This window comes from Maribacter sp. Hel_I_7 (assembly GCF_000688315.1).
GTDB classification, from domain to species: Bacteria; Bacteroidota; Bacteroidia; order Flavobacteriales; family Flavobacteriaceae; genus Maribacter; species Maribacter stanieri.
Genome location: NZ_JHZW01000003.1, coordinates 477,497 through 503,951, shown reverse-complemented (window position 1 = coordinate 503,951; position 26,455 = coordinate 477,497). Strand labels below are relative to the sequence as shown.

Genomic DNA, 26,455 nt, shown 5'->3' with positions numbered 1-26,455 from the left:
ATAAACGCGTTTAGCCTGCTCTTTTCTAGAAAAAGTGAAATTTAACGGTTTTAAATTTCTCGGTATTTGCCTACATATTTGTATTATAAATAGATACCTAAAAGAATAAACAATTGGTCTGTGTATCTTTAAAACTAAATATTAGAGAATAAAAAGATTATCATGAGTATACAGTTTTCAAAAATCCTAAGACCTGCAGTTGTTATACTATGTTTTGCATTTACAATTAGCAGTTGTAAAAACAAGTCAAAAACAACTATAACTACAACCGATGAAGAAGACGTTGTAACGTACCCAAGTGATGTAATCCCGTTTATGGATGAATGGAAAATTCTTTGCGGAGACGGTAAAAGTTTTAATGACTTGATTAACATAGAACATGACAATTTCTTCTATGTAGAAAATGAAGGCAATACAGACTGGGTAGTATATAAAGCGCCCAATTCTGGGGTGACTTCAAGAACATCTAGTAACACAAGAACAGAACTAGGGCAAAAAAAAGAATGGAAACCAGATACTGGCGGAAAGCTAACAGGCACCTTAAAAGTAAAGCATGTTTCTACCTCAGGTGATGCAAGAGTAGCTGCATCTTATGCGGTTGTAGTTGGTCAAATTCATGGTACTGAAGGTCATGAAAATGAACCTTTAAAAATCTTTTACAAAAAATTTCCTGGTCACACAAAGGGTTCTGTTTTTTGGAATTATGAAATAAATACAGAAGGCGATAACGCTAAAAGATGGGATTATTCAACTGCTGTTTGGGGATATGATATGTCAGTAATTGGAGATACCCCAACTACCTATCCAGCAGAACCAGAAGATGGCGTAGCCCTTGGAGAAGAATTTAGTTATGAAGTTAACGTATACAAGGGTGTCATGTACTTAACTTTTAAAAGCGAAGGTCATGAAACAAAAAAATTCACCAAGAGTTTAATTAAAACAGATTTTGCAAAATCAGCCGATATTCCCCAACAAATATTGTCGCTATACTCATCTATAGATCGTGATGGTGTAGAGCGTGAAAATGCATATGCTGGCGAGTTACAGAATTTTAAACAAGGAGCTTACAACCAAACCAATGGTAAAAATCCTGAAGAGAATATAGTATGGCATACCGGCTCAGAAACGTATAACGGTGATATTAAAAAACAATACGCTAACGGGTGCTATACAGAAGTTTGGTTTAAAGAAGCAACCGTTGGTGAAGGAACAGAACCTTTAAATTAATACACCATTTTACCCAACATCATTGTTAATTGATGGAAGATTTAAAATTCTATAAAAAACTTAAGCTGTCTAAAGAATCACTTGTTGATTTATTAGATAACGAGGAAGATTTTAAAAATGTTCCAGATAGTTGGTATGTAATAGTGGTTGATATTCAAAATTCAACGAATGCGGTAAAGGAGGGCAATCACCATCAAGTAAATTTAACTGCTACAGGTGCTATAATTTCTGTATTAAATACAATCAGAAAATTTCAAGGAAATATAGAAATACCATATTTTTTTGGTGGTGACGGAGCTACTTTTATAGTTCAATTTTCACTTTTAGATAAAATAGTTCAAGTACTGGATAATTATAGATTACATATAAAAAGAAAGACAAATCTTGTATTAAGAGTAGGTCAAATACACGTAAAAGAATTAGTTGAAAAGAATGTTCAACTTAAAATTGCAAAGCACCAATTAACCGAAAAACTCTCTATCCCTATAGTTTTGGGCAACGGTTTAAAGGTGGCAGAACACATAATAAAAACTTCGTTCAAAGAAAAGAACACTACATCTTTTGATGAATCCCTTTTAAATTTAGAAGGAATGGAATGTAGATGGGATGAAATAAGTCCGGATAAAAGCCAAGCAAAAGTGGTCTGTTTATTATTGGATGCTACAGTAGAAGCTACTCAAAGCGATATCTACAAGCAAGTTCTGTCCCAAATGGAAAAAGACTTTGGATCTTTCGAAAATAGACAACCTATAAAAAACACAAAGCTTAGGTTAGATGCAAACCCAAAAAAGGTTTTGGAAGAGATGAAAATAAGCCTTGTGTCTAATAATTGGATGTACTTCTTAAAAAGCTGGCTAAAAACTAATTTCGGCAAAATATACCTTAACCTAACTAGCAGCGGAAAACAATATCTTAAGCAAATAGGTCAACTATCACACACCTTTATGCTAGATGGTATGATCAATACCGTTTTCACCGCTGAGCAGAGTAAAATAGATAATTTCATAGCTTTTCTAGATAATTTAGAAGCAGACAACAAACTTATATATGGCATTCATGTAACCCATTCTTCTGTAATGTCTTGTTATGTATTGGACAGAAGAACAACTCATTCTCATTTTGTAGATGGCACAGAAGGCGGTTATACCTCTGCCGCAAAAATGTTTAAAATAAAGAAAAAGGCAGTTATCAAATAAATTAGCCTATTCAAACTATTCCATAGTTCTAAATCATAAATTTTATTAGGTCAATTAAAGTAAAAATAGAGCAACGCTATAATTGTTGGTCTTGTTACCTTGTTCTACAAGAATTAATATCTAATACAAAACAGATGATTACAGAAGATAAGAGTAATGTGAAATCAATGTCCTCAAATGAGTTTTCTAATGAAGACCAGAAGAATCAAGAATCTGCTCAGAAAAAAGATTCCAGCGAAGAAATAGGAAACCCTGTAAATAATGGCGGTGTTTCGGCTTCCAAAAATGATTTACATCTAGAAAAGCAATGGTTGGCCATACGAGATGAGTACTTGTCCAATTTCCCAGAAACGAAAGATATAGACATTGTTTATGAGCAGAACGATATAAAATCTCTAATTACGGATATCGCCGTTAGAAGGCAGAAAACAGACCAAGAGATTAAAGATGAAATTATAAACTGGACTCCAAAAAAGTAAGTATGAAAAAGATTATCTACATATTGATTATAGTACTTATTGTAAGCTGGGTATTGGGTTTTTTAGTTTTTAAAATTCTAGGAGCCTTAATTCACCTACTATTATTATTGGCTGTTGTATTATTGATTTATAATTGGTTAAGCAATAAAAAAAGCACATAATTAAAGTCCATTTTCATTTGAAGTTTTTAGAGATTATTCTACTAAAGCCACTATAAGTTTTTATTGCAGTTAGTAACAAGCATCATTTCTTATTACTAGTTTTGCATTTTTAAATTTATAGTATGATTTCAGTAGATAATTTAGCCGTAGAATTTAGTGGCACTACCCTTTTCAGTGATGTATCTTTTGTAATAAACCCAACCGATAAAATTGCCCTTATGGGTAAAAACGGAGCAGGTAAATCTACCATGATGAAAATCGTTGCAGGTGAGCAAAAAGGTACACGAGGTAATGTTAGGGTACCCAAAGATGCTGTAATTGCATATCTACCGCAACATTTACTTACAGAAGATAATTGTACTGTATTTGAAGAAGCTGCAAAAGCCTTTAAACACGTATTTTCTATGCGTGATGAAATGGAAAAGCTTAATAAAGAGTTAGAAACTAGAACAGATTATGAGAGTGATGCCTACATGTCAATCATTGAAAAAGTATCTGATTTAGGTGAAAAATATTATGCCTTAGATGAAGTAAACTATGATGCCGAAGTTGAAAAAGCTTTAAAGGGATTAGGGTTTAAGCAAGAGGATTTTACAAGACAAACCAACGAGTTTAGTGGTGGTTGGCGTATGCGTATAGAGTTGGCAAAAATTCTATTACAAAAACCAGATTTAATTTTGTTAGATGAACCTACCAATCACATTGATATAGAATCTGTTATTTGGCTAGAAGATTTCTTACTGAACAAAGCTAATGCTGTAATGGTGATTTCTCACGATAGAGCCTTTATTGACAATATTACCAACAGAACCATAGAGGTTACAATGGGGCGTATATATGATTATAAAGCTAATTACTCTCACTACCTACAATTACGTGAAGACCGTAGGTCTCATCAAATAAAGGCGTACCAAGAACAGCAGAAATTTATTGCCGATAACATGGCGTTTATAGAGCGATTTAAAGGCACTTATTCCAAAACAAATCAAGTTACGTCTAGAGAACGAATGTTAGAAAAGCTTGAAATTATCGAAATCGATGAAATTGATACATCTTCATTAAAACTACGTTTTCCACCTGCCCCACGTTCAGGAGATTATCCGGTTACGGTTAAAGATGTATCTAAATCATATGATGAACATATTGTTTTCAAAGATGCGAATATGTCCATCGCTCGTGGTGAAAAAGTCTCTTTTGTAGGTCGTAATGGTGAAGGTAAATCTACCATGATCAAGGCTATTTTAGGAGAGATACCCGTAGAAGGTACTTGCCAATTAGGGCACAATGTTAAGGTGGGCTATTTTGCACAGAATCAGGCATCTCTTTTAGACCCAGACCTCACTATTTTTCAAACTGTAGATGAAGTTGCATTTGGTGATATTCGTAATCAAATAAAGAATATTCTAGGGCGTTTTATGTTTAGTGGCGATGATATCGATAAAAAGGTAGGCATGCTTTCTGGTGGAGAAAAGACCAGACTTGCAATGGTGAGATTGTTGTTAGAACCTGTTAATCTTTTAATTCTGGATGAGCCTACCAATCACTTAGACCTAAAATCTAAAGATGTTCTAAAAGAAGCATTATCTACTTATGATGGTACGTTGATTTTGGTTTCTCACGACCGTGATTTTCTTCAAGGATTATCACAGAAGGTTTTTGAATTTAAAGAACAACGTGTTATTGAGCATTTTGAAACTATAGATGCCTTTTTAGAGCGAAATAGAATTAAGAGTATTTCCGAAATAAATTTGATGAAGTAGATAGAATAATACTAGGTGAATTCATTGTCGCATTTCTCATCTATTACCTGTAGCTATATCAAATAAAAAATCCCCAAATTTTCACTTGGGGATTTTTTATTTCAAATGAATCTGGAAATTATTTTCCGCCATCTAATTTATCTTGTAATGTTTTCAATTTATCCCAATCACCGTTATTGGCTAACTTAGCTTGTTTTGGCCATGAACCAGGTTTATGCATTGAATAACGAGGACCTGCTTCCTTTAAAATTCCTTCTAAAGATTTCACAGAAGCTTTACTTAACTCCGCAAAAGTTCCATAACCGTTCTCAGTTAAAATAGATGCAATTTTAGGACCAATTCCTTCAATTTTTTTAAATCATCTTTCTTAGCCTTTGCTGCAGGCTTTTTAGCCACTACTTTCTTTGCTACGGGTTTTTTAGCAGTTGCTTTCTTTACCGTTTTCGTTTTTTCTGGTAGCGATGTTAAATCTACAACGCTATTATCAATACCCGAATAAGGTGAAGGTACATAAGCATCTGCCGCATGATCATTAAACCACCCTTTGTCTACACTTAAATATCTAAACTCATAACGTTTACCGTTCTCAAGCTTTATACTCTTTTCAAATGTACCACCCTTCTTCTCCATCTGGTAAGAGCTATTATTGGTTTGCCATTTATTGAAGTCTCCTAACAATAAAACGTCAGATGTGCTCGGTGCTTCATTCTTTCCTATTTTAAAGGTTACCACAGTATGCTTTCCCTTTGTTTCTTTTGCTAATGCCATTTTATATAGTGTTTTAATTCTAGATAAAAGTTACATAGAAATTACTCATTTTCAAAAGTTTGCATAAAGTAATTCTAATTTTAAAAGTAACAGTTAGTATTGTGTCTCATAAAATTTAAATATTATCATTAGAACATCATTATGTAAAATGTATAATACAGATATAATAAGAAATTTGGATTAATCTATCTAAACAGAGAATTCGTATACTATAGCAATCGAAATACTTTTTCATTTGTTCGCCTACCGGTAAGCATATAATCGCCCACATAATCAAGAAAATCTCCATTAGTATTCAACAGAACATAAAATTCAGAAGAAAAAAGAATATCCTCTTTAATTTCTTTGCACAGCTGACAAAGTCTTGCTCCCGTATTCAATACCGTACCGTGAAAGGCAATATCCCGTTTGTAATCGCCTACCTCAGCGATAGCAGCAGTACCAAAACTGACTCCGACCTTAAACTTAGGAACTACTCCAAATTCCTTTTCAAATTCAGGTGCTGCCTTTATGAGATTATCCCTAAACTCTGCGTATAAATCTATGCATTGTTTTGCTGCCTTGGCATCAGATTTACGCCATGTCAATACTGCTTCATCACCTACATATTGATAAACCTCCGCATCATAATTTTCAATATGATGCGTAAGCTTGATAAAACATTCTTGAATAAGCCTACTATATTTTAAATGACCAATCTCTTCCGCTATTGTGGTAGATTGGTTTAAATCTAGAAACATAAAAATACGCTGGGCTTCTTTTGGTCTAAAATACGTACCCATTATAATATCATAAAGATTGGTAGACCCAAATTTTCTAGAAATCTGGGCATAAAGGCTAAAGTGAAAACTAACAACAATGAAATAAGCAATATAGAAACCGTTAAGTGACGCTCCTAAATAGGCATAATGTGCATTAACGGCTGCATTGCTACTTAATGGCATTATCTCGGTAATTACATATGTCCCAATTAAATGAATGGCATATATAACCGCAAATTGCAAAACAGCCTTAATCAATACCACTACCGCAAATGGGTAATCACGAAGCATTGAACTTAAGAAATACACCTCGCTAATGCTTATTAAAAAACAATAAAAAATGATAATTGGTAAAACAGTTTTAAACGTATACTCAAAATAAGGAAGCCAATCCCCACTTTCAAAAACCTTTATATTCAACACTGCGTCAAATGCGATAATAGCAATAAACCACATTAAAGCCAGCGTCAATATTTTAAAAATCTGTTTCTTCTTCATATGACGCTGTAAGATTTAACCAATGCGGTCATCTTATTACATTAATAAATTTATAAAGTTTCTATTATAAAATATTACTCTTTTAAACTCTCTAATGAAGGTGCTACCAATTGATCCGTTTTGTACAAAAATGTAATCTCTTTATTTTCAAAATTGGTATAGGCATTTATTAGGTTGGACTGTGCATTCTGTGCCATTGCCTGAGCATCTAACAAATCTGTAACTCCGCTTAGACCACTATCGTAATTATCACGGTTTACCTTTAAATTCTCTTCAGCCAACTGTTTGTTCTCTAAAGCATAGGTTACTTGCTCATGAGCATTAACCAGATCGTACCAACTTTGTGTTATTGCCAGTTTTAGTTGATCAATACCATCTTTTCTATTGTTTTGGGCAATCTCTTCTTGAATTAGCTCTTGCTTCACTTTTTGCTTTCCGCTACCCCACCAATCTGAAATAGGAATACTTAATGTACCAAAAGCCAAACCTGTAAATTGATTACTTATAGAACTATCTATAGAACCAAATTCTTGTGCACTTACACCAACTGCAAAAGAAGGTAATAAACCTGCTTTTGCCATTTTTGTTTGTAAGCTACTGGCAGTAATAGACTTCTCTAGAAGCATGTAATTGCTATTCCCGTTCAGGTCTAAATCTGGTTCAGGATATTTTAATTCTGGCGGAGCTATATTTTCAAAATTTGCATCTGCCACCATATCCGGAGCATAGGCAACACCAACGTAAAGAGAGAAATCTAACAATGCCAATTTGCGCATGTTCTCCAACTTACTCTTATTCAAAAGCAATTCGCTACGGTTTACTTTTACCTGTAATAATTGATTTTTTGCAATTAAGCCAGCTTCCAACAAATCTTGTTGTTGCTTTAAAAGCTCATCTAAATAGGCTTCGTTCGTTTCTATAACCTTCTGTTGTTCTTGCAATTGTACCAATTGCCAAAACTTATTTTCAGTTACTACCAAAACAGAATCAACGGCTTGCTCTGCCCTAATCTGGGAAGTTTCTAGCTGTAAATCTGCCAAAGCATTAGAACTTCTGATTTTTCCACCGGCATAAATGACCTCTGTAGCAGTGGCACTGGCATTATACAAATTATCTATACCGTAAGGTAAAATTCCCTCAATAGGACTAATTAGATCGTTAGGGGCATAAAGACCGATGGCACTTGCCTCAACATTCGGAAAATAATTAGCTACCATTTCCTTTTTGAACGCTTCGGACTTCTCAATGGTCAATAGACCGTTCTTTATGGCATTACTATGTTTAAGCGCTGCCTTTTGGCTTTCCTCCAAAGTTATCTTTTGACCAAAAGAGCTATGGAATCCCAAAAGCATCATCCCGATTACGGAAAACAACTGCACGCTTTTAATACCTGTATTATGTGATTTTATATGTATCATTATTACTTTTCTACTATTAAACTTCAGCTTTAACGATTTCCCCATCAACCGTCTCATCATCTTCTTTTCTAAAGAACAACCAGTATAGTACCGGTAGTACAAAAAGAGTAAGTACCATAGAGAACATCAACCCGAATGCGATTACGGTTCCCAAAGGTCCCCAAAGACTAGAACGACTAACGATCATAGGTATTACCCCAACTGCGGCTGCAGAAGATGTCAAGAAAATAGGTCGCATACGTCTTTCCGCTGCAAGAATAGCCGCTTTCTTAACGCTATAATTATGTAGGTGGCGAAGTTCATCGGCATAATCGATCAAGATAATTCCGTTTCTTACTACAATACCACACAGTGCCAATAATCCTAAGAAAGAAGTAAACCCGAAAGGGTACTGCATTAACAACAGACCAACAGCGGCACCAAAAATACTTAACGGCATAGTAATGAAACTTAATACGGCATGCATAAAGCTCTTAAAGTGCCATAACAGAATTAAGAAAATCAATACTACACTTAGCATTAGAGAAAGCCCCATAGGCTTATTGTTTTCAATTTGAAGTTCATACTCTCCCCCATATTCTAAACGAAGGTTTTCAGGAAAATCAATAGCATCTATACTAGGTATCATTTCTGCCAATACCTCATTGGCAACGGCATCTTTATCAATATCTACACGAACCGTTAAACAGCGGGTACCATTCCTGTTTACAATAGTCTCTTGTGTCCATTCTGAAGACACATTCGCTACCTGACGCAACGGAATTGCTGCACCTTTCTTTGGTGAGATAATAGATAATTGTTCTAAATCAGATACATTTTGATTGTGCTGATTTTCACTTTTTATCTTCACATCAATAGGATAATCTTTATCCCATATTTCCGTTGCTTTTAAACCTGTAGTATTCACCGCAACGGCATTTGCAATATCTCTATTGTTTAAGCCTAATCTTGCGGCTTCGTTAAACTTAACGTCCATTTTAACCGCCTCTTTCATATCACCATAATCGGTTCTGCTCCAGATTGTTTTTGGCGTTGCACGTGCTATGTTGATAATGGTATCGCCATACTTTTTCAACTGATCAATATCATCACCATATATGCGCACTTCTATAGGAGCATTGGCTCCTGACATTTCTAATTGCTTCATTCTAAGGTATGCCTGCGGATACATATCCGCATATTTCTCATCATAGTCGCGCAATACCTCTGCTGTGGCATCATCAGAAATAGTAGTAACTAAAATCTGGGCATAATTTGTGGCAGGAAGGTTTGGAGCATATAGGGTGTGAAAACGTGGAGAACTCTGTCCAATAAAACTAGTGAAGTTCTCCACTCGGTCATCAACACTTAATACTTTCTCAAACTCGGTAACAACCTTGGCTGTTTCCTTTAAACTACTACCAGGAGCTACACTAATTTCTATGGAAAACTGGTTACGCTCTACTTTTGAGAATAACTCTTGACTAACACCACCAAACAAAATAACACCTACAACTATAGCTGCAATACCAGAGAATATAGTAATCTTATAATGAGCCATAGCCTTATTCACCGCAGCATCAAAAAAGGACTGCAAGCGATCAAGCATTGATTTTTTACCATCCTTATTTTTATTTGCTGGATCATCATGAAGTCCCTTTTTAATGAATATGGAATTAATCATAGGCACAATAAGAATCGATATCAATAATGATAAAGTCAATGCTATAATAATTACATATGGGAATGCACTAATAAAATCTGAAGCTACACCTTCCATAAAGAACAACAACGGATAAAAAGTAGCAGAAATAGCCAACGTAGCCGTAAATACTGATGGGAACAGTTCTTTTGCACTGCTTACCGCTGCCTCAGGTATAGACATACCTTCATCTAACTTCTCTACATAGTTGTCAATAATTACAATAGGATCATCTACCACAATACCTAACACCACAATTAGTGCAGCCAAGGTTACCGTATTCAGTTCAATGCCCATAAAGAACATAATACATAAGGTAGCTGCAATAGTAATAGGGATAGTAGCAGCAGCAACAGAAGCTACCCTAACCGGAAGTAAAATCAATGTAACTAAGATTACACCAATTAATGCAAACCCGAATTCTTTCATGAAGTGACTAATAGAATGGTCTACCACTTCTGGCTGATTGGCAATTTTGGTAATTTTAATATCAGCTGGCATTTCGCTAATGATTTTATCTAATCGCTCATCAATCTCATCACCAAACTGAACAATATTTCCCTTCTTAGCCATTTCTAGGGTAATGATCATACCCTTGGTGCCATTTATAGTCAAATATGAATCTGGATCATCATATTCACGAACCACACGAGCAACATCTCTTACTCTAATAATGTTACCGTTTTGTTCTGTTTTTATAACCTGACGCGCTATATCAGCTTCAGACTTTAAAGTAGTTTCAAGGTAAATAGGTCTTTCTCTAGTATTACTTTCTAATGTTCCAGAACCTACTACAGCACCCTGGTTTTGCAAACTCATGGTAATGGCTTGTGGCGTAATACCGTAATTAGCCAATTTATCTTGGTTTACATAAACAGCAATCTGTTCTGTTAGTCCGCCCGAATGCGATATTTTCGCCAAGTTATCAATCTGTCTAAACTCGTCTTCAATATCCTCTACATGTCGCTGAAGGTCTTTATAAGGTCTAGTTTCTGACTCTACACCTAAAACTAGGGCTGCAGTACTACCAAAGTCACTATTCACCAAAATACCTTGCACCTCGCGAGGTAATTCTAACTGCTGAAAAATTAAAACTTCCGACTTTAGTTTATTCCAAAACTGAGCTGTAGCATTATGATCTTCCTTATCCGATACTTCTACATAGATGAACATGAGTCCGTCTTTTGAATACGAATACGTTTTGGTTTTATCTACTTCATTATAGCTAAATAGAAACTCTTCTACCTTAGAAGTAAGTTCGGCCGCAACTTTTTCAGAAGACGCCCCAGGATAAGACCCTATAATTAATCCTTGACGTATAGTAAAGTCAGGAAATTCGTTTCTGGGCATGTTTAAAAGCCCATATATGCCCATAAGCACTAGCGACAATACTAGTACAAAAGGAAATGTTGCGTGTTTAAATGCCCAATCTATGACACCACTCTTTTTTTCTTTCATCTGGTGTATTATTTGGAATCATTAATTACTTCAACCTGTGTGCTCTGCGTAAGTTTGTGATACCCTGAAACAATCAGTTGATCACCTTTACTTAAGCCTTTGGTAATTGCAATGCCATTATCATATAGTTGACCTATATCTACATAGCGTCTTTCTGCATTGTTACCATTGGCTACATACACAAAACGTTTTCCGTCTTCTGTAACAGCGATACTTTCAGAAGGTATAATTATAGATTGATTTTCATTATTACCAGTTTTAGGCGACTGTTGAAAGGTTACCGCACAAGTCATACCTGGCTTAATTTTCTTACTTGTATTATTCAACGTTACATACGCAGTGTACACTGGTGATCCTTGGTTAGATTGAATGGAAACCTCATCAACAGTACCTGTTACATTCATATCTTTTAAAGAAGGAATATTTACCGTTGCGGTATCTCCTTTCGCAATGTTGTTGATTTCACTATCTGGAATAGGAAGTGCAGCTTTTACCGTATTGATGTTTACCAGCTCTACTACAGGCTGACCCGGTTGTGCCAAATCACCGGCATCCATCATCTTATTACTGATATAACCGTCCATTGGCGCATAAATCTTGGCATGACGCACATTCTGGTAGGTCATTTTTGCCGCTGCCTGAGCTTGCTCATATTGCGAACGAGCCTCTAACATTCTAATTTCAGCAATACTTCCTTTTTGAAACACCTTATTAATACGTTCAAAATTTTCTTTAGCCAAACGTTCTTGCGCTAATTGCTGTTCATATTGACTGGAGTAAACAGTGCCGTCTATTTGAGCGATTAATTGATTTTTCTTTACAAAATCTCCTATTTGTACAGGGATATTCAAAACCGTTCCCGAAACCTGAAAACTAGAATTGATGGCAACATCAGATTCTATAGTACCATTGTACTCAATGTTTGCATTAGAATTAGTGGTACTGCTACCAACATTTATAACGCGTACCTTAATTACTTTTGAGGTAGTAGTCTTCTCTTCACCACCACAACTAACGGCAACAAGAAATAACAAAACAATTGAAACACTTTTTAGTGTAAACCACAGGTGTTTATCTTTCATATTAGATTTAGATTTAAGTATCATTTTTAGGTATTCAATTTTAAGAGTGCAAAACTAAGTTAGTAATGAAGGTGAAAAATGGTAGCATTACTTATAATTATGGTATAATTTGAACATTATAAGTCTAAAAAGCACTTATTTGAGGAAAATTTGGTAGTTTTAAATAGAATTATACCATAATTATGGAACATATACCTCAATTAGGCTTATCTGATCTTCATAGAGAAACAGGAATAAAGGAGAATAAGAATCACCCTGGGTTTTTAATCTTTAAGGGCGAAAACATTTCCGATTTAATGAAAAGCGGAAATCCGTTTAGAAACATGAACTACGGACTTTCCTTTTTCATTGAGGGAGATGGTGAATTAAATGTAGATTTTAACACTTATGTACCCAGTTCAAATTCAGTATATTTTTGCAGTCCGGGGCAAGTATTTGCAGCAAAAGGAAATTTCAACAATGGTTTTGGAGTACTTTTTCAAAAAGATTTCTTGCTGAAACCCGGTGCGCAACAATGGGTTCAGTCATTACCTATATTCAGTAGATTTCTGAGCAGTCCCCTTTTAGAATTGACAGATGCAGAAAAACCCATGTTCCATGCCCTGTTAGAAGAGATGGAAAAGGAATACCATAGCGAGACCATATTAAAATATGATGCACTAGAAGCACTATTAACACTAATGTTGGTAAAGCTATCGCGACTTTATGAAAAAACGAAAGGAGAAAAGATTAGTGTAGAAGAGCAACACATCATCACTTTAGAATCGTTGATCAATAAACAATATAAAAGTAATAGAAGTGTAGTTGAATATGCATCTCAATTATATATGACTCCACAGAACTTAAATAGAATTACTAAAAAGGCGATCGGAAAAAGTGTGAGCGAGCTAATTAATGAAAAACTTATTATTGAGATCAAACGTTACTTGATCTATACCGATATGAGTAGTGAAGAAATTGCACATTTCTTTAATTTCTACGACAATTCTTACTTTACCAAAACATTTAAAAAGGCAGTAGGCGAAACTCCTAAAGCCTTTAGAAAGAAGTAGAAAGAGATACATCTTTCAACAATTTAGAATTCTTTCCCCTACCCTAAAACTATCAGCTAACATAAATTTAATGTTTAATTAGCATTGTATTTTAATATTATATCGTAATATTGCAATGAAACAATTAAGTTAAAGAATGGGATTAGCAAAAACAGAAATGTTTACTGATGAGCAGAACAAGATTTCTCTCTTCGCCAAAGTATTTGGTCACCCTGCGCGTGTTGCAATATTACAGTACTTATTTAAAATAGATACTTGCATATGCGGAGACTTGGTAAACGAAATTGGTTTGGCGCAACCAACCATTTCTCAACATTTAAAAGAATTGAAAAATTTAGGATTGATAAAAGGTAATGTAGAAGGCACCAGTGTTTGTTACTGTATAGATAAAGACAACTGGTCTAACATGAAAGATATTATGATTAAATTCTTGGATCAAGATATTCCGAATACCGATTGCTGTTAAAAAATTTTACATTCTTTTATCGCTTTATTACGATTAATAAATAAAAAGACAACATATAATTTAAAATCAAAATTATGAAACTATCAGAAATTAAAAATCACTTAGCAGAATTAGAAACTATAGCCTTTCAATTACCTAATGGCGAATTGGTACCTAACCATTTTCATGTAACCGAAGTTGGCAAGATTACCAAAAACTTCATTGACTGTGGTGGTACTGTTCGTAATGAGGAAGTAGTAAACTTTCAATTATGGAATGCCAATGACTATGACCATAGACTTCACCCAGAAAAACTAATCAACATTATTGAGCTTTCAGAAAAAGTATTGGGCATAGAAGATTTAGAAATAGAAGTTGAATACCAAGGACAAACCATAGAGAAATTTGGTCTTGATTTTGACGGTACAAATTTCATCTTAGCATCTAAGCAAACAGACTGCTTAGCAAAAGATAATTGTGGCATACCCACAGAGAAGCCAAAATTAAACCTTGCCGAGGTAAATAATGAACCTTGTTGTGCACCTGACGGAAACTGCTGTTAATTACCTATAAACATTAGAAAAAATGATAACTACAGAAACCAACATGTTACCAGAAATTGAGAATTTAATTAAAGCGTTACAGCCAAATTCAATTACGGCAGAACGTAAAGTTGTTTTACAGCCATTGGTAGATTTTATACAAGAGAAAACTACCCACGACCAAGAAATAAGAATCAACTTTATCTGTACGCATAATTCTAGAAGAAGTCACCTATCGCAAGTATGGGCACAGACTATGGCTACCTATTTTAATATTAAAAATGTGTACTGTTATTCTGGTGGTACAGAAGCTACGGCATTGTTTCCAATGGTTGCGGAGACATTAAAGAATCAAGGATTTCAGATTCAAAAATTATCGGACACCAGTAATCCTGTGTATGCCATTAAGTATTCTGAGAATGAGCATCCGGTAATTGGTTTCTCTAAATCTTATGAAGATTCATTTAATCCGGCTTCACAGTTTGCGGCGGTCATGACTTGTTCGCAAGCAGATGGTGGTTGTCCTTTTATTGCAGGTGCAGAAAAAAGAGTACCTATTACTTTCGAAGACCCAAAAGCGTTTGATAATACTCCACAGCAAGCAGAAAAATATGCTGAAAGAAGTATACAAATTGCAACGGAATTATTTTACATATTCTCACAAATCAGCAAATAAAAATGGCATCTAAAAAATTAAGTTTTCTAGATAAAAACCTAACCTGGTGGATATTTGCCGCAATGGCTCTTGGTGTTGGTATCGGATACTTTTTTCCAAGTTTTCCAGATATTATAAATAGCTTTAGTAGTGGTAGTACTAACATTCCTATTGCTATCGGTTTAATATTAATGATGTATCCGCCATTGGCTAAAGTGAACTATGCCTTATTACCAAAGGTTTTTAGAAACACAAAAATCTTATCTATCAGTCTTATCTTAAACTGGATTATTGGTCCCGTTTTAATGTTCATCTTGGCAATTACCTTTTTATCAGACTATCCAGAATACATGGTAGGTCTAATTCTTATTGGTTTGGCGCGTTGTATTGCCATGGTATTGGTTTGGAATGATCTTGCCGATGGTAGCAGCGAATATGGAGCAGGTTTAGTAGCACTGAACAGTATATTTCAAGTATTTGCATACAGTTTCTACGCTTGGATATTTATCACCGTGCTTCCTCCCTACTTCGGTTTTGAGGGTGCGATAGTTGATATATCAATTGGCACCATTGCAGAAAGTGTAGCCATTTATTTAGGGTTACCATTTTTAATGGGGATATTAAGTAGATTGATTTTAGTAAAACTTAAAGGCGAAGATTGGTATACGAACAAATTCATACCCACGATTTCACCAATGACTTTGATAGCCCTGTTATTTACCATTGTCATCATGTTCTCATTAAAAGGAGAGCTCATAGTAGAAATACCTATGGATGTGCTGATAATAGCAGTTCCATTATTAATCTATTTCACTTTAATGTTTATTATCGGATTCTTCTTTACTAAAGCCACAGGTGCAGAATATGATAAAACAGCATCAGTAGCATTTACTGCAGCCGGAAATAATTTTGAATTGGCAATAGCAGTTGCCATTGCAGTATTCGGACTCAATTCTGGTCAGGCATTTGCTGGGGTCATAGGTCCTTTAGTTGAAGTGCCTGCGCTTATATTTTTGGTACGGGTTTCATTTTGGTTGAAGAAGAAGTATTTTACCACAACTAAAGAACCAGCAGTATAAAAAATTTATATGCATTTAAAGACGTAAAAACAGAACATTAATACATAACGGGAAGTTCTAATAAATCAAAGCCTCTATCTACAAATTTTGTAAATAGAGGTTTATTTGTTTCATGATGTTACCTGAATAAGTACGATATGTAAAAAGTATTCAACATTCGGCAATTAGCATACAACTATCAGCACGTATCCCTTTAATTTTGTCAAAGTAAAACCGAATTATAGAATTTAAAAAATACTCATGAATAAAGTCGTATTAATTACAGGAGCTTCTTCTGGTATGGGAAAATCTACAGCCTACATTTTAAAAAATCAAGGGTATATTGTTTATGGAGCTGCAAGAAGAATGGAAGAAATGCAAGATTTAAAATCTCAAGGAATACACATTGTGCCTTTAGATTTAACCAAAGATGATTCCATTGTTTCATGTGTAAACACCATAATCGATAAAGAAGGTAGAATAGATATTTTAATTAACAATGCCGGTTATGGCTCTTACGGTACGGTAGAAGATGTATCTATAGCAGAGGCCAAAAGACAGTTTGAGGTGAATATATTTGGTTTGGCACGAATTACACAATTGATACTGCCAAAAATGCGAGAACACAATTATGGTAGAATTGTAAACATTTCGTCTATGGGCGGTAAGGTTTATTTGCCTTTAGGCGCATGGTATTTTGCCACTAAGCATGCTTTAGAAGGATGGAGCGATTGCTTACGTTTAGAAGTGAAGCCTTTTGGCATCGATGTGGTCATTGTAGAACCTGGCGGAATATAAACCCCTTGGGGCTTAATTGCCGCAGAAAGTTTGAGAGAAACTTCAGGTAAGGGAGCCTATGCAACATTTGCAAATTCAGTTGCAGACACCATAAAAAAAGATTTTACTAATGATCGCTTTACAGATGTGCAAGTATTAGGAAAAACGATAGCCAAAGCAGCCACAGTGAAAAATCCTAAAATCAGATACGTAAAAGGGTATTCTGCCAAGTTTGCCATAACAGTGCGTAAATGGTTCGGTGACCGTATATTTGACAAAGTGATTATGAGTCAATATAAATAGCATGATTAAAAGAATATTAAAAAAAATAATGATAACAACCTTAGTAATAATAGGTCTACTGGTTATCGCCATTCTGGCATTTACCAATTTTTATCCAAGTTTTGGGGGTAATAGCACCAAAGAGCAAAAACTTGCGTACTCAAAATCTCAACAATTTAGCAATGGTAAATTCCGTAATGTAAAACCGGTACCAGAAGACTTATCTTTTTCTGACAAGTTAAGTTTGGCATATACCTTTTTTACTACCAAAGTACCCAATGGGCGCCCCAAAGAAGATTTGGTGCCTAAAAAGTTAGACACCACACATATTGCAGATTATGATGGAGAGGCTAGATTAATCTGGTTTGGGCATTCCTCTTTTCTATTACAGATCGATAGAAAAAATATCTTAATAGACCCAATGTTCGGTGCCGTTGCAGCCCCTCACCCACTTTTAGGAGAAAAACGATTCAATAAAGAGTTCCCAATAGCCATTGAGCAATTACCACAAATTGATGCCGTAATCTTTTCTCATGATCATTATGACCACTTGGATTATGAATCTGTATTGAAGATAAAGGGTAAAACGAAACATTTTTATACGCCACTTGCCGTTGGTAATCACCTTAGATCTTGGGGAGTTTCAGATTCACAAATAACAGAATTGGATTGGTGGCAACAAACACAGTTAGGCTCCCTCAAATTTGTCTGCACGCCGGCACAGCATTTCTCTGGCAGAGGTTTAAATAACAACCAAAGTACTTTATGGAGTTCTTGGGTCATAACCTCAAAAAACGAAAATATCTTTTTTAGTGGTGATAGTGGCTATGCAGATCATTTTAAAGAAATAGGAAACAAGTATGGTCTTTTTGATCTTGCCTTGATGGAATGCGGTCAATACAACAAATTGTGGTCAGATATTCATATGATGCCTGAAGAAACAGCACAAGCCGGTATCGACGTTAAAGCAAAAAAGATAATGCCAATTCACTGGGCAGGTTTTAAATTAGCATTGCATGAATGGACTGATCCTATTAAAAGAGTTGAAGCTAAAGCAACTGAATTGAACTTACAGGTAATAGCACCACAAATTGGGCAAGAGATAATAGTGAAAGATTCAGTTTCGACCTACCCCAACTGGTGGCAAAACATTTAAGTTATTGGTTATGAAGGAAATTATTAAAATTAATAGTGTTGCAGAAGTTCATTCTTACTTTAGTTTAGAGAAACCAAAACACCCATTAATTTCCGTATTGAGAATTGGCGATAATTGGAACCAAATTGGTCTAGAAAATTTTAAATATTCCTTAGGTCTATATCATATCAGTTTAAAAGATAATTGTGCTTTTACCATTAAAAACTATGGTAGAAATTCATATGATTACCAAGAAGGCTCAATGATTTTTATGGCTCCTGATCAAATAATGGAGTTTGAAAAACAGAACATTAACACCACAGACCAAGGCTGGACGCTGATGTTTCATCCTGATTTAATTAGAAAATCTGAACTAGGTAAGAAAATAGACCTCTTTACTTTTTTTGAATACGCCTCTAACGAAGCACTACATTTATCAGATGACGAGAGAAAAACGGTGACTGAAATAGTACAAAAAATTGAAAAAGAATACAGCGGTAATATTGATACTCATAGTCAAACCATTATTATTTCTAATCTAGAATTGTTACTTAATTATTGTGTTAGGTTTTATGACAGACAATTTTACACACGAACCAATTTAAATAAAGATATAGCAGCTAATTTTAAAAAGCTACTCAAAGAATACTACAGTCAAAACAAACAAATTGAACTTGGTATACCAACGGTACAATATTGTGGAGAAGCATTGAATATTTCGGCTAAATACTTGAGTGATTTGCTTAGAAAAGAAACCGGACAAGGAACCCAAGATCACATTCACCAATACATCATAGAAAAAGCAAAGAACAAACTATTAAACTCAAAGAAAAGTGCTAGTGAAATAGCATATTCTTTGGGGTTTGAATATCCACAGTATTTTAGTAAAATTTTTAAAAAGAAAACTTCTATGAGTCCTAATGAGTATAGATTAAACTTAAATTAGAAATACTTTTGGTATCATTAACTTTCATTTTTTTTGACCAGTATTCTCTAAATACGTTTTTTACTTCAACCAAAAACAACAAATTATTTTCTAGTTAAGAATACGTTAAACATTATCAAAAACATTCTGCTCCGTATTTTATTAAGCATATTTACGATATGAAACAGTCTTTAAAATCTGAATTATCAAAACAACTCATACTCAATGAGGCGTTTAAACTTTTCTATGAAGATGGATTTAAGACTACTAGTATTGAAAAAATAATGAAGGCTACTACCATGACAAAAGGAGCTTTCTATCATCACTATGCAAATAAAAAAGAATTAGGCATAGAAATAATTACCCAAAAATTACAAAGTAGAGTTCAAAAAAGAATGGTATACCCACTATACCAAAACGGTAATGCATATGCTATTTTAGAAGATACTTTTTTAAACAGCCTTAAGTCTTTCACCATGTATGAAAAGAAACACGGTTGCCCCACAAATAATCTTATCAATGAAATTGGGGATAATGAAAAGGTATATCAAAGAGCGCTGAAAAACATTATTGAGGAGTGGAAAAGAGCTCTCATAGAGTTAATTGAACGAGGAAAGACAGAGAACTCTATTAAAAAAGAAATTTCAAGTGCTGCAGCTGCTATTTATTTAATTAGTGCTTTTGAAGGAATACGTGGAATTCGCAAAGTTTATGATGATGATAAGGTGATGGACGAATATTTAAACGGGCTATCTATTTACTTAAAACAAATAAAACAATAATTTTTTTATCCAAAAACATACCACTTAGAATGTTTTTAAAATTATAAATACTATGAACAAAGACAGAAGAAACTTCATTAAAAAATCGACCATCCTTGGTGCTGCCGGTGCAGCCATACCTGCCCTAGGGTTTGCTAACAAAAAAGAAGAATTATTTGAAAGACCGAAAGTACTTTTCTTTGATGTTAACGAAACCCTTTTAGATTTAACAGCTATGAAAGATAGCGTTGCTAAAGCGCTAAACGGCAGAAATGATTTGTTACCGCTATGGTTTACGACTATGTTGCAATATTCACTTGTGTCTACAGTTGCAAATCAATACAATGATTTTGCCATTATTGGTGCTGCAGCTTTGCAAATGGTTGCCGCAAACAACGGCATAACGCTAAGTCATGATGAAGCCAAAAAATCTATTGTAGACCCTATTCGTTCATTGCCTGCACACCCAGAAGTTCCATCTGCTTTACAATCTTTAAAAGACGCGGGTTACAAATTGGTTTCTTTTACCAACTCATCAAATAAAGGTGTTGAAACACAATTTATAAATTCCGGACTTACCAAATACTTTGACCAACGGTTAAGTATAGAGGATATGGGCAAGTTTAAACCACATGTTGATGCATATAATTGGGCAGCGAGAAAAATGAAGATACAACCACAAGAATGTTTGTTAGTAGCTGCACACGGGTGGGATATTTCTGGAGCACTTTGGGCTAATTGGAGAGGCGCATTTATAAGCAGACCTGGTGCTCAATTATACCCGTTATCGCCTACTCCAGAAATCAATGAGCCCAATCTTAAACTAATTGCAGATAAATTGATAAGCCTTTAATTTTCTAATACAGCAAGCAACTAAAAATAAACTCATGAAATTAAAAGACAAAGTGATATTAATCACTGGGGCATCTAGAGGTATAGGGCAAGAGATTGCATTTTTATTAGCCGAAAATGGCGCAAAAGTGGTAGTAAATCATTCTAAAAGTGATAAGGATGCGGAAGCAACGGTTGCAGAAATTGAGAAAAATGGCGGTAACGCAATTGCCATTAAAGCAGATGTCAGTGATAGAGATCAAGTAACCGAACTATTTAACCAAGCCATCAAGACTTTTGGAAAAATAGATGTATTGGTGAACAATGCAGGTGTCATGATTTCGAAAAAATTAAAAGATAACACTCAAGAAGATTTTAACAAACTGTTTGATGTGAATGTGAAGGGCGTCTTTAACACGTTGCAAGAGGCTGACAGTAAACTATCAGATAATGGTAACATTATTAATATATCTTCTAGTACGGTGAAACTAATGTTCCCTACTTACGCATTATATTCCGCCTCAAAAGCTGCTGTTGAACAAATGACAAGAGTATTTTCAAAAGAAATAGGCAGGGGAATCTCTGTCAATGCTTTAGCACCAGGAGCAACAGAAACTGAATTATTCTTAAATGGAAAATCTCAAGAGTTCATTGATAAATTAAGTTCAATGAATGCCTTTGACAGATTAGCAAAACCTATTGACATTGCTCGAATTGTACTATTCTTGGCCAGTGATGATTCTAAATGGATTTCTGGACAAACTATTGGTGCTAATGGAGCCTTAATATAATCTCACCTTCTAAATTAACCACAATGAAATTTAAAATTACCACCCTAATAGTTTTTAGCCTTTTAATAGCCTCTTGTAAAGGTAAAAAGTCAGTAGAAAAAGAAGAAATTTCTACTTCGTCCTTTAATAATAAAGGTCATGAACTAGTGTATAGCATGGTTCAAAAAGTTGGGAACTATAAAGCCCTTAGAAATAAGAAGGATGTTGTTTACACCTACATATATCAAACACCTGATGGCAAGACGGATATTTCAACAGAAAAATATCTTTTTAATGGTGAACTTTCCTCTGGAAAATACAGTCAACATGAAAGAACGCTAAGTAATCTTGAAGGAACCATAGAACAAGGGTACGACGGTCAAGAATTTTGGCTAAAACATAATGATCTGCTTGTTAACGATAGTATCGCTTTAAAAAAGGTGGCGTTTAATAGACCAACTAATTTCTACTGGTTTACCATGTTTCAGAAATTACTGGACAAAGGTGTTTTCTATGAATATATTGGAGAAGAGACCATAGATAGTCAAGCTTATGATATTGTAAAAGTTTCATTCAATTTCAATGACGCAAAACCAACAGATATTTATCAGCTATATATAAATAAAACCACATTACTTGTAGACCAATTTTTATTTACAGTAGCCGATTACGGATCCTTTGACACCCCTAATTTAATGAGGGTTGAATATGAAGAAGTAGATGGAATTTTACTCCCTACAAAACGTAAATACAAGAAATCTACATGGGATGCAAAAGTTAGTGATAAGCCTTGGGTTAAAGTAAATTGGAAAGACATTTCCTTCAATAATGGATTAGACAAAAATGATTTTAAAAGTCGAGATAAATTCTAATTGTGTAATGACCGTAATTCAAATCATCTGTTTGCATTAGTTTAAAGAAATTGAATAATAACAAATTTATCTAAAGGTTGTTGTTAAAATTAAATACATTGCATGCCTGTTTATTTATATAGCTAGTAGAAGTAAATCTGTAAATAGAACTAATATTTAATTTAAGAAACAACTTAACTACCAACTCAACTTATGTCCGCAACCAACGATTACAAAACATTTGAAAATCTAAATGAAGAACAATTACCAGTTGCAAAACATAAGTTACATGATTGGACTCATTTTGCCGGACTGTATGCAGCAGAACATGTAGCCGCAACGGAATTTGTTATTGGAGCTACATTTGTTGCCCTTGGAGCAAAAACAATGGATATAATTCTGGGTCTATTGATAGGGAATATTTTAGCGGTTCTAAGCTGGACATTTATTACTTCTCCGATAGCAGTAGAAACAAGATTAAGTTTATATACATACTTAAATAAAATTGCGGGAGATTCAATGACCAAGCTCTACAACTGGGCTAACGTTATCATATTTTCAGTAATCTCCGCGGCAATGATAACGGTATCTGCAACAGCAGTTCGTTTTGCTTTTGATATACCTGCCCAGCTCAACTGGTACCCTACCAATATGTGGTTTGTGGTAATCGTTTTCTGTGTTGGTCTTGTAGTAGTTTCTATTGCCTTGTATGGCTTTAATGCCGTATCTGAATTTTCTGGAATATGTGCACCGTGGTTATTTGTTATGTTTACAAGTGGCGCCATGGTACTGCTTCCTGCTTTGTCATTAGATGTTTTAGGAGTAACTATACCAAATGGATGGGATGACCTTATAACTCTCGGAGATCAGTCTATTTGGACGGGTCTTGACAGTTCTGGTAAACCTGGCATTGGCTTGGTTGAAGTAATTGGTTTTGCATGGGCTGCAAATACCATAACCCATTTCGGATTAATAGATATGGCTCTTTTACGATTTGCCAAAAAGAAATCTTACGGATTAGCTACTAGTACAGGTATGATGTTTGGGCATTATGTTGCTTGGATAGCTGCCGGTATTATGGGTGCAGGTGCAGCTGTAATTATTGGTAAATCTATTGTAGAATTAGACCCGGGTGATGTAGCATACTACGCACTAGGATGGTCTGGATTTGTGATTGTTATTGTAGCGGGATGGACTACTGCCATAACCAACTTATACCGTGCTGGATTAGCAGCACAGGCTATTTTCCACAAACATTCTAGAAAAAAGACGACAATTATCGTTGGTTTAATTACCATTGCAATTGCATGTTTTCCTTTTGTATTTTCTCAAATACTTCCACTATTAACTTACGCTGGCTTATTGGTAGTGCCGGTTGGTGCAATTGTATTTGCCGAGCATCAAATATTTCCAAGAATTGGTTACACACGTTACTGGTCTTCTTATAGCAACTTAACTTTTAGCACTCCTGCCATAGTTTCTTGGGGTCTAGGTTTGGTATTTGGGTTTGGCTTAAATGCTTTCAACGTAATGTCATTCTTTTACCTTTTTATACCTACATGGTTATTTACGATAGTCATTTACACACTATTAGCTGGTCGTTATGGTGCAAAAAACAAATATCCAGAAGCAGAGGAACAAGAAAAAATACGCAATGAAAAAATTGTAGCATTTCAAGAACAAAAAGGCAAATTAGAAACGAAACAAAAGAAAGACACCTCACTCTTGTCTAAGATATTAAAGGTCGTTTCAATTACAGCTCTGGTAATTACATTAGTATTGGCAGGCATCGTATTATTTGATAGTGCCGATGAAAATTTATATGTTGAAAATAGAGAGATTTTCTACAGATATGCATTTATTTGTACCATAATTTATTTCGTGACAGCCTACTGGGTTTTATTACGTGGAAAATCAAAAAAATTAAGCTAAAATAAAAAAGAGATGATGTTGAATAACAATAATTTAGCAGCAATAAATAAACAATTACCTACCCCAACCTATAAGAGAGATTCACTTAAAGTGGGAATTGTACACGTTGGTGTTGGTGGTTTTCACAGGGCGCACCTAGCATATTACACACATCTACTACAAGAGCAAGAGGATGCTTCTGAATGGGGAATTTGCGGTATTGGACTTAGAAAAGGAGATCAAAAAATTCATGATGTTCTTATAAAACAAGACGGACTTTACACCCTTATTGTAAAGCATCCTGATGGGAAAATAGATTCGCAAATAATAGGATCAATAATAGATTTTAAACTAGGGCACGAAAATGCTGATCCAGTTGTAAATCAAATGGCACATCCAGATACTAAAATTGTTTCATTAACTATAACTGAAGGAGGTTATAACTTTAATCCAGCAACGGGAGAATTCGACTTTGAGAATCCAGATGTTCAACACGAATTACAAAATCCTAATAGTCCTAAAACTATATACGGATTTCTAACGGCTGCTATAAAGAAAAGACGTGAAGCAGGCTTACCAGCTTTTACCGTAATGTCATGTGATAATATTCAGCATAATGGTGATGTTACAAGAGATATGTTACTTGCATTTGCAAAAGAACAAGACAAAGACTTAGCAACTTATATAGAAAAAGAAGTACGTTTTCCAAATAGTATGGTAGACCGTATAACACCTGTTACCACACCATCTGATATTGATTATTTAGAAACTACATATGACCTTAAAGATGAATGGCCTGTAACTTGTGAGCCTTTTATACAATGGGTTATCGAAGATGATTTCTCTAATGGTAGACCAGAGTTTGAAAAAGTAGGCGTACAATTTGTACCAAATGTAAAACCATACGAAAAAATGAAATTGCGTCTATTAAACGCAGGTCATTCAGTGTTAGGTATTTTAGGTGCTTTACATGGTCACCCAACTATTAATGCTTGTATGGAAGACGATATATTCGTTACCTATTTAAGAGCATTCATGGACCAAGAGGCAACTCCTATTTTAGATAAATTAGAAGGTATTGATCTAACCGCTTATAAGGATAGTTTACAAGAGCGTTTTGCAAATCCAAACATTAAAGATAGCGTAAGTCGTATTTGCTCAGAAAGTTCAGCGAAATTACCGAAATTCTTAATTGCTACCATTCAAGATAATTTAGCTAGCGGTGGCAGTATTGATTATGCTACCTTGGTAATTGCAGCTTGGTGTTATTATAGTGATAAGGGAATAGACAAAAATGGTCAAAAAATAGAAATTATAGATGCTATGCAAGATCAGTTACATGCTGCAGCAAGCAACACAAAAACTGACCCACTTGCCTTTATTAGACAAGAATCCCTATTTGGTAATCTAATCAATAACGAACGTTTTACAACAACATACAGTAACTTGGTTCAGAAAATTTATACAGATTTAGATATAAAGAAGCTCATGAATTAATTTTGAGCTAATAGTATATTTAATTTCCCTAAAAGTATTAATTCAGATTTGTTATTACCTGAGAATGAACTTGCAATAGCCTTGGCCGTTTTTTTGGTCAAGGTTTTTATTTTTTCTGAGAATGCATGTGGGTGCTCTTTATAAAAATCTACAAACTCCTGAAAACACTCCTTACTACTTATTGAAGAATCCATAAGAACATCAAAAACTATTTCAATTTGGTTTGCGGCATCAGTACCGTATCTATCTGTAAAATCATCTACCCATAACCAATCTTCTTTTACATATTCTTTGACCTTCTCCCATTCATTACTATGAACAGTACCATCGCTTATGGCTACGGCGTAAAATAGCTTACCTAAACTTTCATAAAGTCCATTCATGGTTTTTGCAGTATTCTCCATATTAAAATTTTTAAGTTAACTCATTAAAAATATAAAACCGTAGATTAGGAAAACATGACAAAAATCAGTG

Annotated in this window: 27 protein-coding genes; 20 read left to right on the top strand and 7 right to left on the bottom strand. The window is 34.6% G+C overall.

Features of this window, described 5'->3' with window-relative positions; genetic code table 11:
• The first annotated feature begins 162 nt into the window (after positions 1–162).
• The 5 genes from P178_RS0113795 (at position 163) to P178_RS0113780 (ending at position 4,823) form a co-directional block, all read left to right on the top strand.
• Complete coding sequence (locus P178_RS0113795) at positions 163–1,227, top strand: polysaccharide lyase family 7 protein (protein WP_081819450.1); 1,065 nt, start codon at positions 163–165, stop codon at positions 1,225–1,227.
• A 32-nt stretch (positions 1,228–1,259) separates the two neighbouring features.
• Positions 1,260–2,423 (top strand): DUF3095 family protein, encoded by a 1,164-nt coding sequence (locus tag P178_RS0113790; RefSeq protein WP_036146870.1) that lies wholly within the window; start codon positions 1,260–1,262, stop codon positions 2,421–2,423.
• 134 nt (positions 2,424–2,557) lie between these two features.
• Entirely contained in the window at positions 2,558–2,902 is a 345-nt protein-coding gene (locus tag P178_RS0113785; protein WP_027066760.1) for a hypothetical protein, read from the top strand.
• 2 nt (positions 2,903–2,904) lie between these two features.
• Positions 2,905–3,063, top strand: a complete 159-nt coding sequence (locus P178_RS23285) for a lmo0937 family membrane protein (protein WP_036146865.1) — start codon at positions 2,905–2,907, stop codon at positions 3,061–3,063.
• A 122-nt stretch (positions 3,064–3,185) separates the two neighbouring features.
• Positions 3,186–4,823, top strand: coding sequence for an ABC-F family ATP-binding cassette domain-containing protein (locus P178_RS0113780; RefSeq protein ID WP_027066759.1), 1,638 nt, complete (start codon positions 3,186–3,188; stop codon positions 4,821–4,823).
• Between the two features lie 118 nt (positions 4,824–4,941).
• On the opposite strand, the gene P178_RS23280 is transcribed toward P178_RS0113780, so the two are convergent.
• The 6 genes from P178_RS23280 to P178_RS0113750 form a co-directional block, all read right to left on the bottom strand.
• The gene (locus P178_RS23280) at positions 4,942–5,091 is read right to left on the bottom strand and encodes a hypothetical protein (protein ID WP_155941646.1); all 150 of its coding nucleotides are present in this window, start codon (positions 5,089–5,091) and stop codon (positions 4,942–4,944) included.
• A 44-nt stretch (positions 5,092–5,135) separates the two neighbouring features.
• Positions 5,136–5,591, bottom strand: a complete 456-nt coding sequence (locus P178_RS22070; protein WP_051638305.1) for an isoamylase early set domain-containing protein — start codon at positions 5,589–5,591, stop codon at positions 5,136–5,138.
• Between the two features lie 209 nt (positions 5,592–5,800).
• Positions 5,801–6,850 (bottom strand): adenylate/guanylate cyclase domain-containing protein, encoded by a 1,050-nt coding sequence (locus P178_RS22710; RefSeq protein ID WP_081819449.1) that lies wholly within the window; start codon positions 6,848–6,850, stop codon positions 5,801–5,803.
• A gap of 74 nt (positions 6,851–6,924) precedes the next feature.
• Positions 6,925–8,268, bottom strand: coding sequence for a TolC family protein (locus P178_RS0113760; protein ID WP_231500551.1), 1,344 nt, complete (start codon positions 8,266–8,268; stop codon positions 6,925–6,927).
• A gap of 16 nt (positions 8,269–8,284) precedes the next feature.
• The gene (locus P178_RS0113755) at positions 8,285–11,407 is read right to left on the bottom strand and encodes an efflux RND transporter permease subunit (RefSeq protein ID WP_027066757.1); all 3,123 of its coding nucleotides are present in this window, start codon (positions 11,405–11,407) and stop codon (positions 8,285–8,287) included.
• Between the two features lie 8 nt (positions 11,408–11,415).
• Positions 11,416–12,489, bottom strand: a complete 1,074-nt coding sequence (locus P178_RS0113750; protein ID WP_081819485.1) for an efflux RND transporter periplasmic adaptor subunit — start codon at positions 12,487–12,489, stop codon at positions 11,416–11,418.
• Positions 12,490–12,671: 182 nt separating this feature from the next.
• On the opposite strand from P178_RS0113750, the gene P178_RS0113745 reads away from it, so the two are divergent.
• The 15 genes from P178_RS0113745 (at position 12,672) to P178_RS0113680 (ending at position 25,981) form a co-directional block, all read left to right on the top strand.
• Positions 12,672–13,541, top strand: coding sequence for an AraC family transcriptional regulator (locus P178_RS0113745; protein WP_027066755.1), 870 nt, complete (start codon positions 12,672–12,674; stop codon positions 13,539–13,541).
• A 136-nt stretch (positions 13,542–13,677) separates the two neighbouring features.
• Complete coding sequence (locus P178_RS0113740) at positions 13,678–14,007, top strand: ArsR/SmtB family transcription factor (RefSeq protein ID WP_027066754.1); 330 nt, start codon at positions 13,678–13,680, stop codon at positions 14,005–14,007.
• Positions 14,008–14,081: 74 nt separating this feature from the next.
• A complete protein-coding gene (locus P178_RS0113735; protein ID WP_027066753.1) occupies positions 14,082–14,549 on the top strand; it encodes a DUF6428 family protein in 468 nt (155 codons plus the stop codon).
• A 22-nt stretch (positions 14,550–14,571) separates the two neighbouring features.
• Positions 14,572–15,204 carry a low molecular weight phosphatase family protein gene (locus P178_RS0113730; protein ID WP_027066752.1) on the top strand — a complete coding sequence of 211 codons (633 nt, stop codon included), beginning with the start codon at positions 14,572–14,574 and terminating at the stop codon, positions 15,202–15,204.
• A 2-nt stretch (positions 15,205–15,206) separates the two neighbouring features.
• On the top strand, positions 15,207–16,262 hold the full coding sequence (gene arsB / locus P178_RS0113725) for an ACR3 family arsenite efflux transporter (RefSeq protein WP_027066751.1): 1,056 nt from the start codon (positions 15,207–15,209) through the stop codon (positions 16,260–16,262).
• Positions 16,263–16,502: 240 nt separating this feature from the next.
• Complete coding sequence (locus P178_RS22060; RefSeq protein ID WP_231500550.1) at positions 16,503–17,039, top strand: oxidoreductase; 537 nt, start codon at positions 16,503–16,505, stop codon at positions 17,037–17,039.
• A gap of 30 nt (positions 17,040–17,069) precedes the next feature.
• Positions 17,070–17,321, top strand: coding sequence for a hypothetical protein (locus P178_RS23580; protein WP_231500549.1), 252 nt, complete (start codon positions 17,070–17,072; stop codon positions 17,319–17,321).
• A gap of 28 nt (positions 17,322–17,349) precedes the next feature.
• Positions 17,350–18,456 carry an MBL fold metallo-hydrolase gene (locus P178_RS0113715; protein WP_036147334.1) on the top strand — a complete coding sequence of 369 codons (1,107 nt, stop codon included), beginning with the start codon at positions 17,350–17,352 and terminating at the stop codon, positions 18,454–18,456.
• A gap of 10 nt (positions 18,457–18,466) precedes the next feature.
• On the top strand, positions 18,467–19,381 hold the full coding sequence (locus tag P178_RS0113710; RefSeq protein WP_027066749.1) for a helix-turn-helix domain-containing protein: 915 nt from the start codon (positions 18,467–18,469) through the stop codon (positions 19,379–19,381).
• A gap of 158 nt (positions 19,382–19,539) precedes the next feature.
• Positions 19,540–20,142: a TetR/AcrR family transcriptional regulator gene (locus P178_RS0113705; protein WP_027066748.1), complete on the top strand. Its 603-nt coding sequence runs from the start codon at positions 19,540–19,542 to the stop codon at positions 20,140–20,142.
• A 52-nt stretch (positions 20,143–20,194) separates the two neighbouring features.
• Complete coding sequence (locus tag P178_RS0113700; RefSeq protein WP_027066747.1) at positions 20,195–20,974, top strand: haloacid dehalogenase type II; 780 nt, start codon at positions 20,195–20,197, stop codon at positions 20,972–20,974.
• A gap of 34 nt (positions 20,975–21,008) precedes the next feature.
• Positions 21,009–21,743: a glucose 1-dehydrogenase gene (locus tag P178_RS0113695; protein ID WP_027066746.1), complete on the top strand. Its 735-nt coding sequence runs from the start codon at positions 21,009–21,011 to the stop codon at positions 21,741–21,743.
• A 23-nt stretch (positions 21,744–21,766) separates the two neighbouring features.
• Positions 21,767–22,594: a DUF6503 family protein gene (locus P178_RS0113690; RefSeq protein ID WP_027066745.1), complete on the top strand. Its 828-nt coding sequence runs from the start codon at positions 21,767–21,769 to the stop codon at positions 22,592–22,594.
• A 192-nt stretch (positions 22,595–22,786) separates the two neighbouring features.
• Positions 22,787–24,505, top strand: coding sequence for a purine-cytosine permease family protein (locus tag P178_RS0113685; RefSeq protein ID WP_027066744.1), 1,719 nt, complete (start codon positions 22,787–22,789; stop codon positions 24,503–24,505).
• 12 nt (positions 24,506–24,517) lie between these two features.
• Positions 24,518–25,981 (top strand): mannitol dehydrogenase family protein, encoded by a 1,464-nt coding sequence (locus P178_RS0113680; protein WP_027066743.1) that lies wholly within the window; start codon positions 24,518–24,520, stop codon positions 25,979–25,981.
• On the opposite strand, the gene P178_RS0113675 is transcribed toward P178_RS0113680, so the two are convergent.
• Positions 25,978–26,385 carry a hypothetical protein gene (locus tag P178_RS0113675; protein WP_027066742.1) on the bottom strand — a complete coding sequence of 136 codons (408 nt, stop codon included), beginning with the start codon at positions 26,383–26,385 and terminating at the stop codon, positions 25,978–25,980. The two genes, P178_RS0113680 and P178_RS0113675, sit on opposite strands and share 4 nt — an antisense overlap.
• Between the last annotated feature and the right edge of the window lie 70 nt (positions 26,386–26,455).

What these genes read in the sequence shown, in the direction of transcription:
- P178_RS0113795 (WP_081819450.1), top strand. Translation starts at nt 163, where the DNA reads ATGAGTATACAGTTTTCAAAAATCCTAAGACCTGCAGTTGTTATACTA.
- P178_RS0113790 (WP_036146870.1), top strand. Translation starts at nt 1,260, where the DNA reads ATGGAAGATTTAAAATTCTATAAAAAACTTAAGCTGTCTAAAGAATCA.
- P178_RS0113785 (WP_027066760.1), top strand. Translation starts at nt 2,558, where the DNA reads ATGATTACAGAAGATAAGAGTAATGTGAAATCAATGTCCTCAAATGAG.
- P178_RS23285 (WP_036146865.1), top strand. Translation starts at nt 2,905, where the DNA reads ATGAAAAAGATTATCTACATATTGATTATAGTACTTATTGTAAGCTGG.
- P178_RS0113780 (WP_027066759.1), top strand. Translation starts at nt 3,186, where the DNA reads ATGATTTCAGTAGATAATTTAGCCGTAGAATTTAGTGGCACTACCCTT.
- P178_RS22070 (WP_051638305.1), bottom strand. Translation starts at nt 5,591, where the DNA reads ATGGCATTAGCAAAAGAAACAAAGGGAAAGCATACTGTGGTAACCTTT.
- P178_RS22710 (WP_081819449.1), bottom strand. Translation starts at nt 6,850, where the DNA reads ATGAAGAAGAAACAGATTTTTAAAATATTGACGCTGGCTTTAATGTGG.
- P178_RS0113760 (WP_231500551.1), bottom strand. Translation starts at nt 8,268, where the DNA reads ATGATACATATAAAATCACATAATACAGGTATTAAAAGCGTGCAGTTG.
- P178_RS0113755 (WP_027066757.1), bottom strand. Translation starts at nt 11,407, where the DNA reads ATGAAAGAAAAAAAGAGTGGTGTCATAGATTGGGCATTTAAACACGCA.
- P178_RS0113750 (WP_081819485.1), bottom strand. Translation starts at nt 12,489, where the DNA reads ATGAAAGATAAACACCTGTGGTTTACACTAAAAAGTGTTTCAATTGTT.
- P178_RS0113745 (WP_027066755.1), top strand. Translation starts at nt 12,672, where the DNA reads ATGGAACATATACCTCAATTAGGCTTATCTGATCTTCATAGAGAAACA.
- P178_RS0113740 (WP_027066754.1), top strand. Translation starts at nt 13,678, where the DNA reads ATGGGATTAGCAAAAACAGAAATGTTTACTGATGAGCAGAACAAGATT.
- P178_RS0113735 (WP_027066753.1), top strand. Translation starts at nt 14,082, where the DNA reads ATGAAACTATCAGAAATTAAAAATCACTTAGCAGAATTAGAAACTATA.
- P178_RS0113730 (WP_027066752.1), top strand. Translation starts at nt 14,572, where the DNA reads ATGATAACTACAGAAACCAACATGTTACCAGAAATTGAGAATTTAATT.
- arsB (WP_027066751.1), top strand. Translation starts at nt 15,207, where the DNA reads ATGGCATCTAAAAAATTAAGTTTTCTAGATAAAAACCTAACCTGGTGG.
- P178_RS22060 (WP_231500550.1), top strand. Translation starts at nt 16,503, where the DNA reads ATGAATAAAGTCGTATTAATTACAGGAGCTTCTTCTGGTATGGGAAAA.
- P178_RS0113715 (WP_036147334.1), top strand. Translation starts at nt 17,350, where the DNA reads ATGATAACAACCTTAGTAATAATAGGTCTACTGGTTATCGCCATTCTG.
- P178_RS0113710 (WP_027066749.1), top strand. Translation starts at nt 18,467, where the DNA reads ATGAAGGAAATTATTAAAATTAATAGTGTTGCAGAAGTTCATTCTTAC.
- P178_RS0113705 (WP_027066748.1), top strand. Translation starts at nt 19,540, where the DNA reads ATGAAACAGTCTTTAAAATCTGAATTATCAAAACAACTCATACTCAAT.
- P178_RS0113700 (WP_027066747.1), top strand. Translation starts at nt 20,195, where the DNA reads ATGAACAAAGACAGAAGAAACTTCATTAAAAAATCGACCATCCTTGGT.
- P178_RS0113695 (WP_027066746.1), top strand. Translation starts at nt 21,009, where the DNA reads ATGAAATTAAAAGACAAAGTGATATTAATCACTGGGGCATCTAGAGGT.
- P178_RS0113690 (WP_027066745.1), top strand. Translation starts at nt 21,767, where the DNA reads ATGAAATTTAAAATTACCACCCTAATAGTTTTTAGCCTTTTAATAGCC.
- P178_RS0113685 (WP_027066744.1), top strand. Translation starts at nt 22,787, where the DNA reads ATGTCCGCAACCAACGATTACAAAACATTTGAAAATCTAAATGAAGAA.
- P178_RS0113680 (WP_027066743.1), top strand. Translation starts at nt 24,518, where the DNA reads ATGATGTTGAATAACAATAATTTAGCAGCAATAAATAAACAATTACCT.
- P178_RS0113675 (WP_027066742.1), bottom strand. Translation starts at nt 26,385, where the DNA reads ATGGAGAATACTGCAAAAACCATGAATGGACTTTATGAAAGTTTAGGT.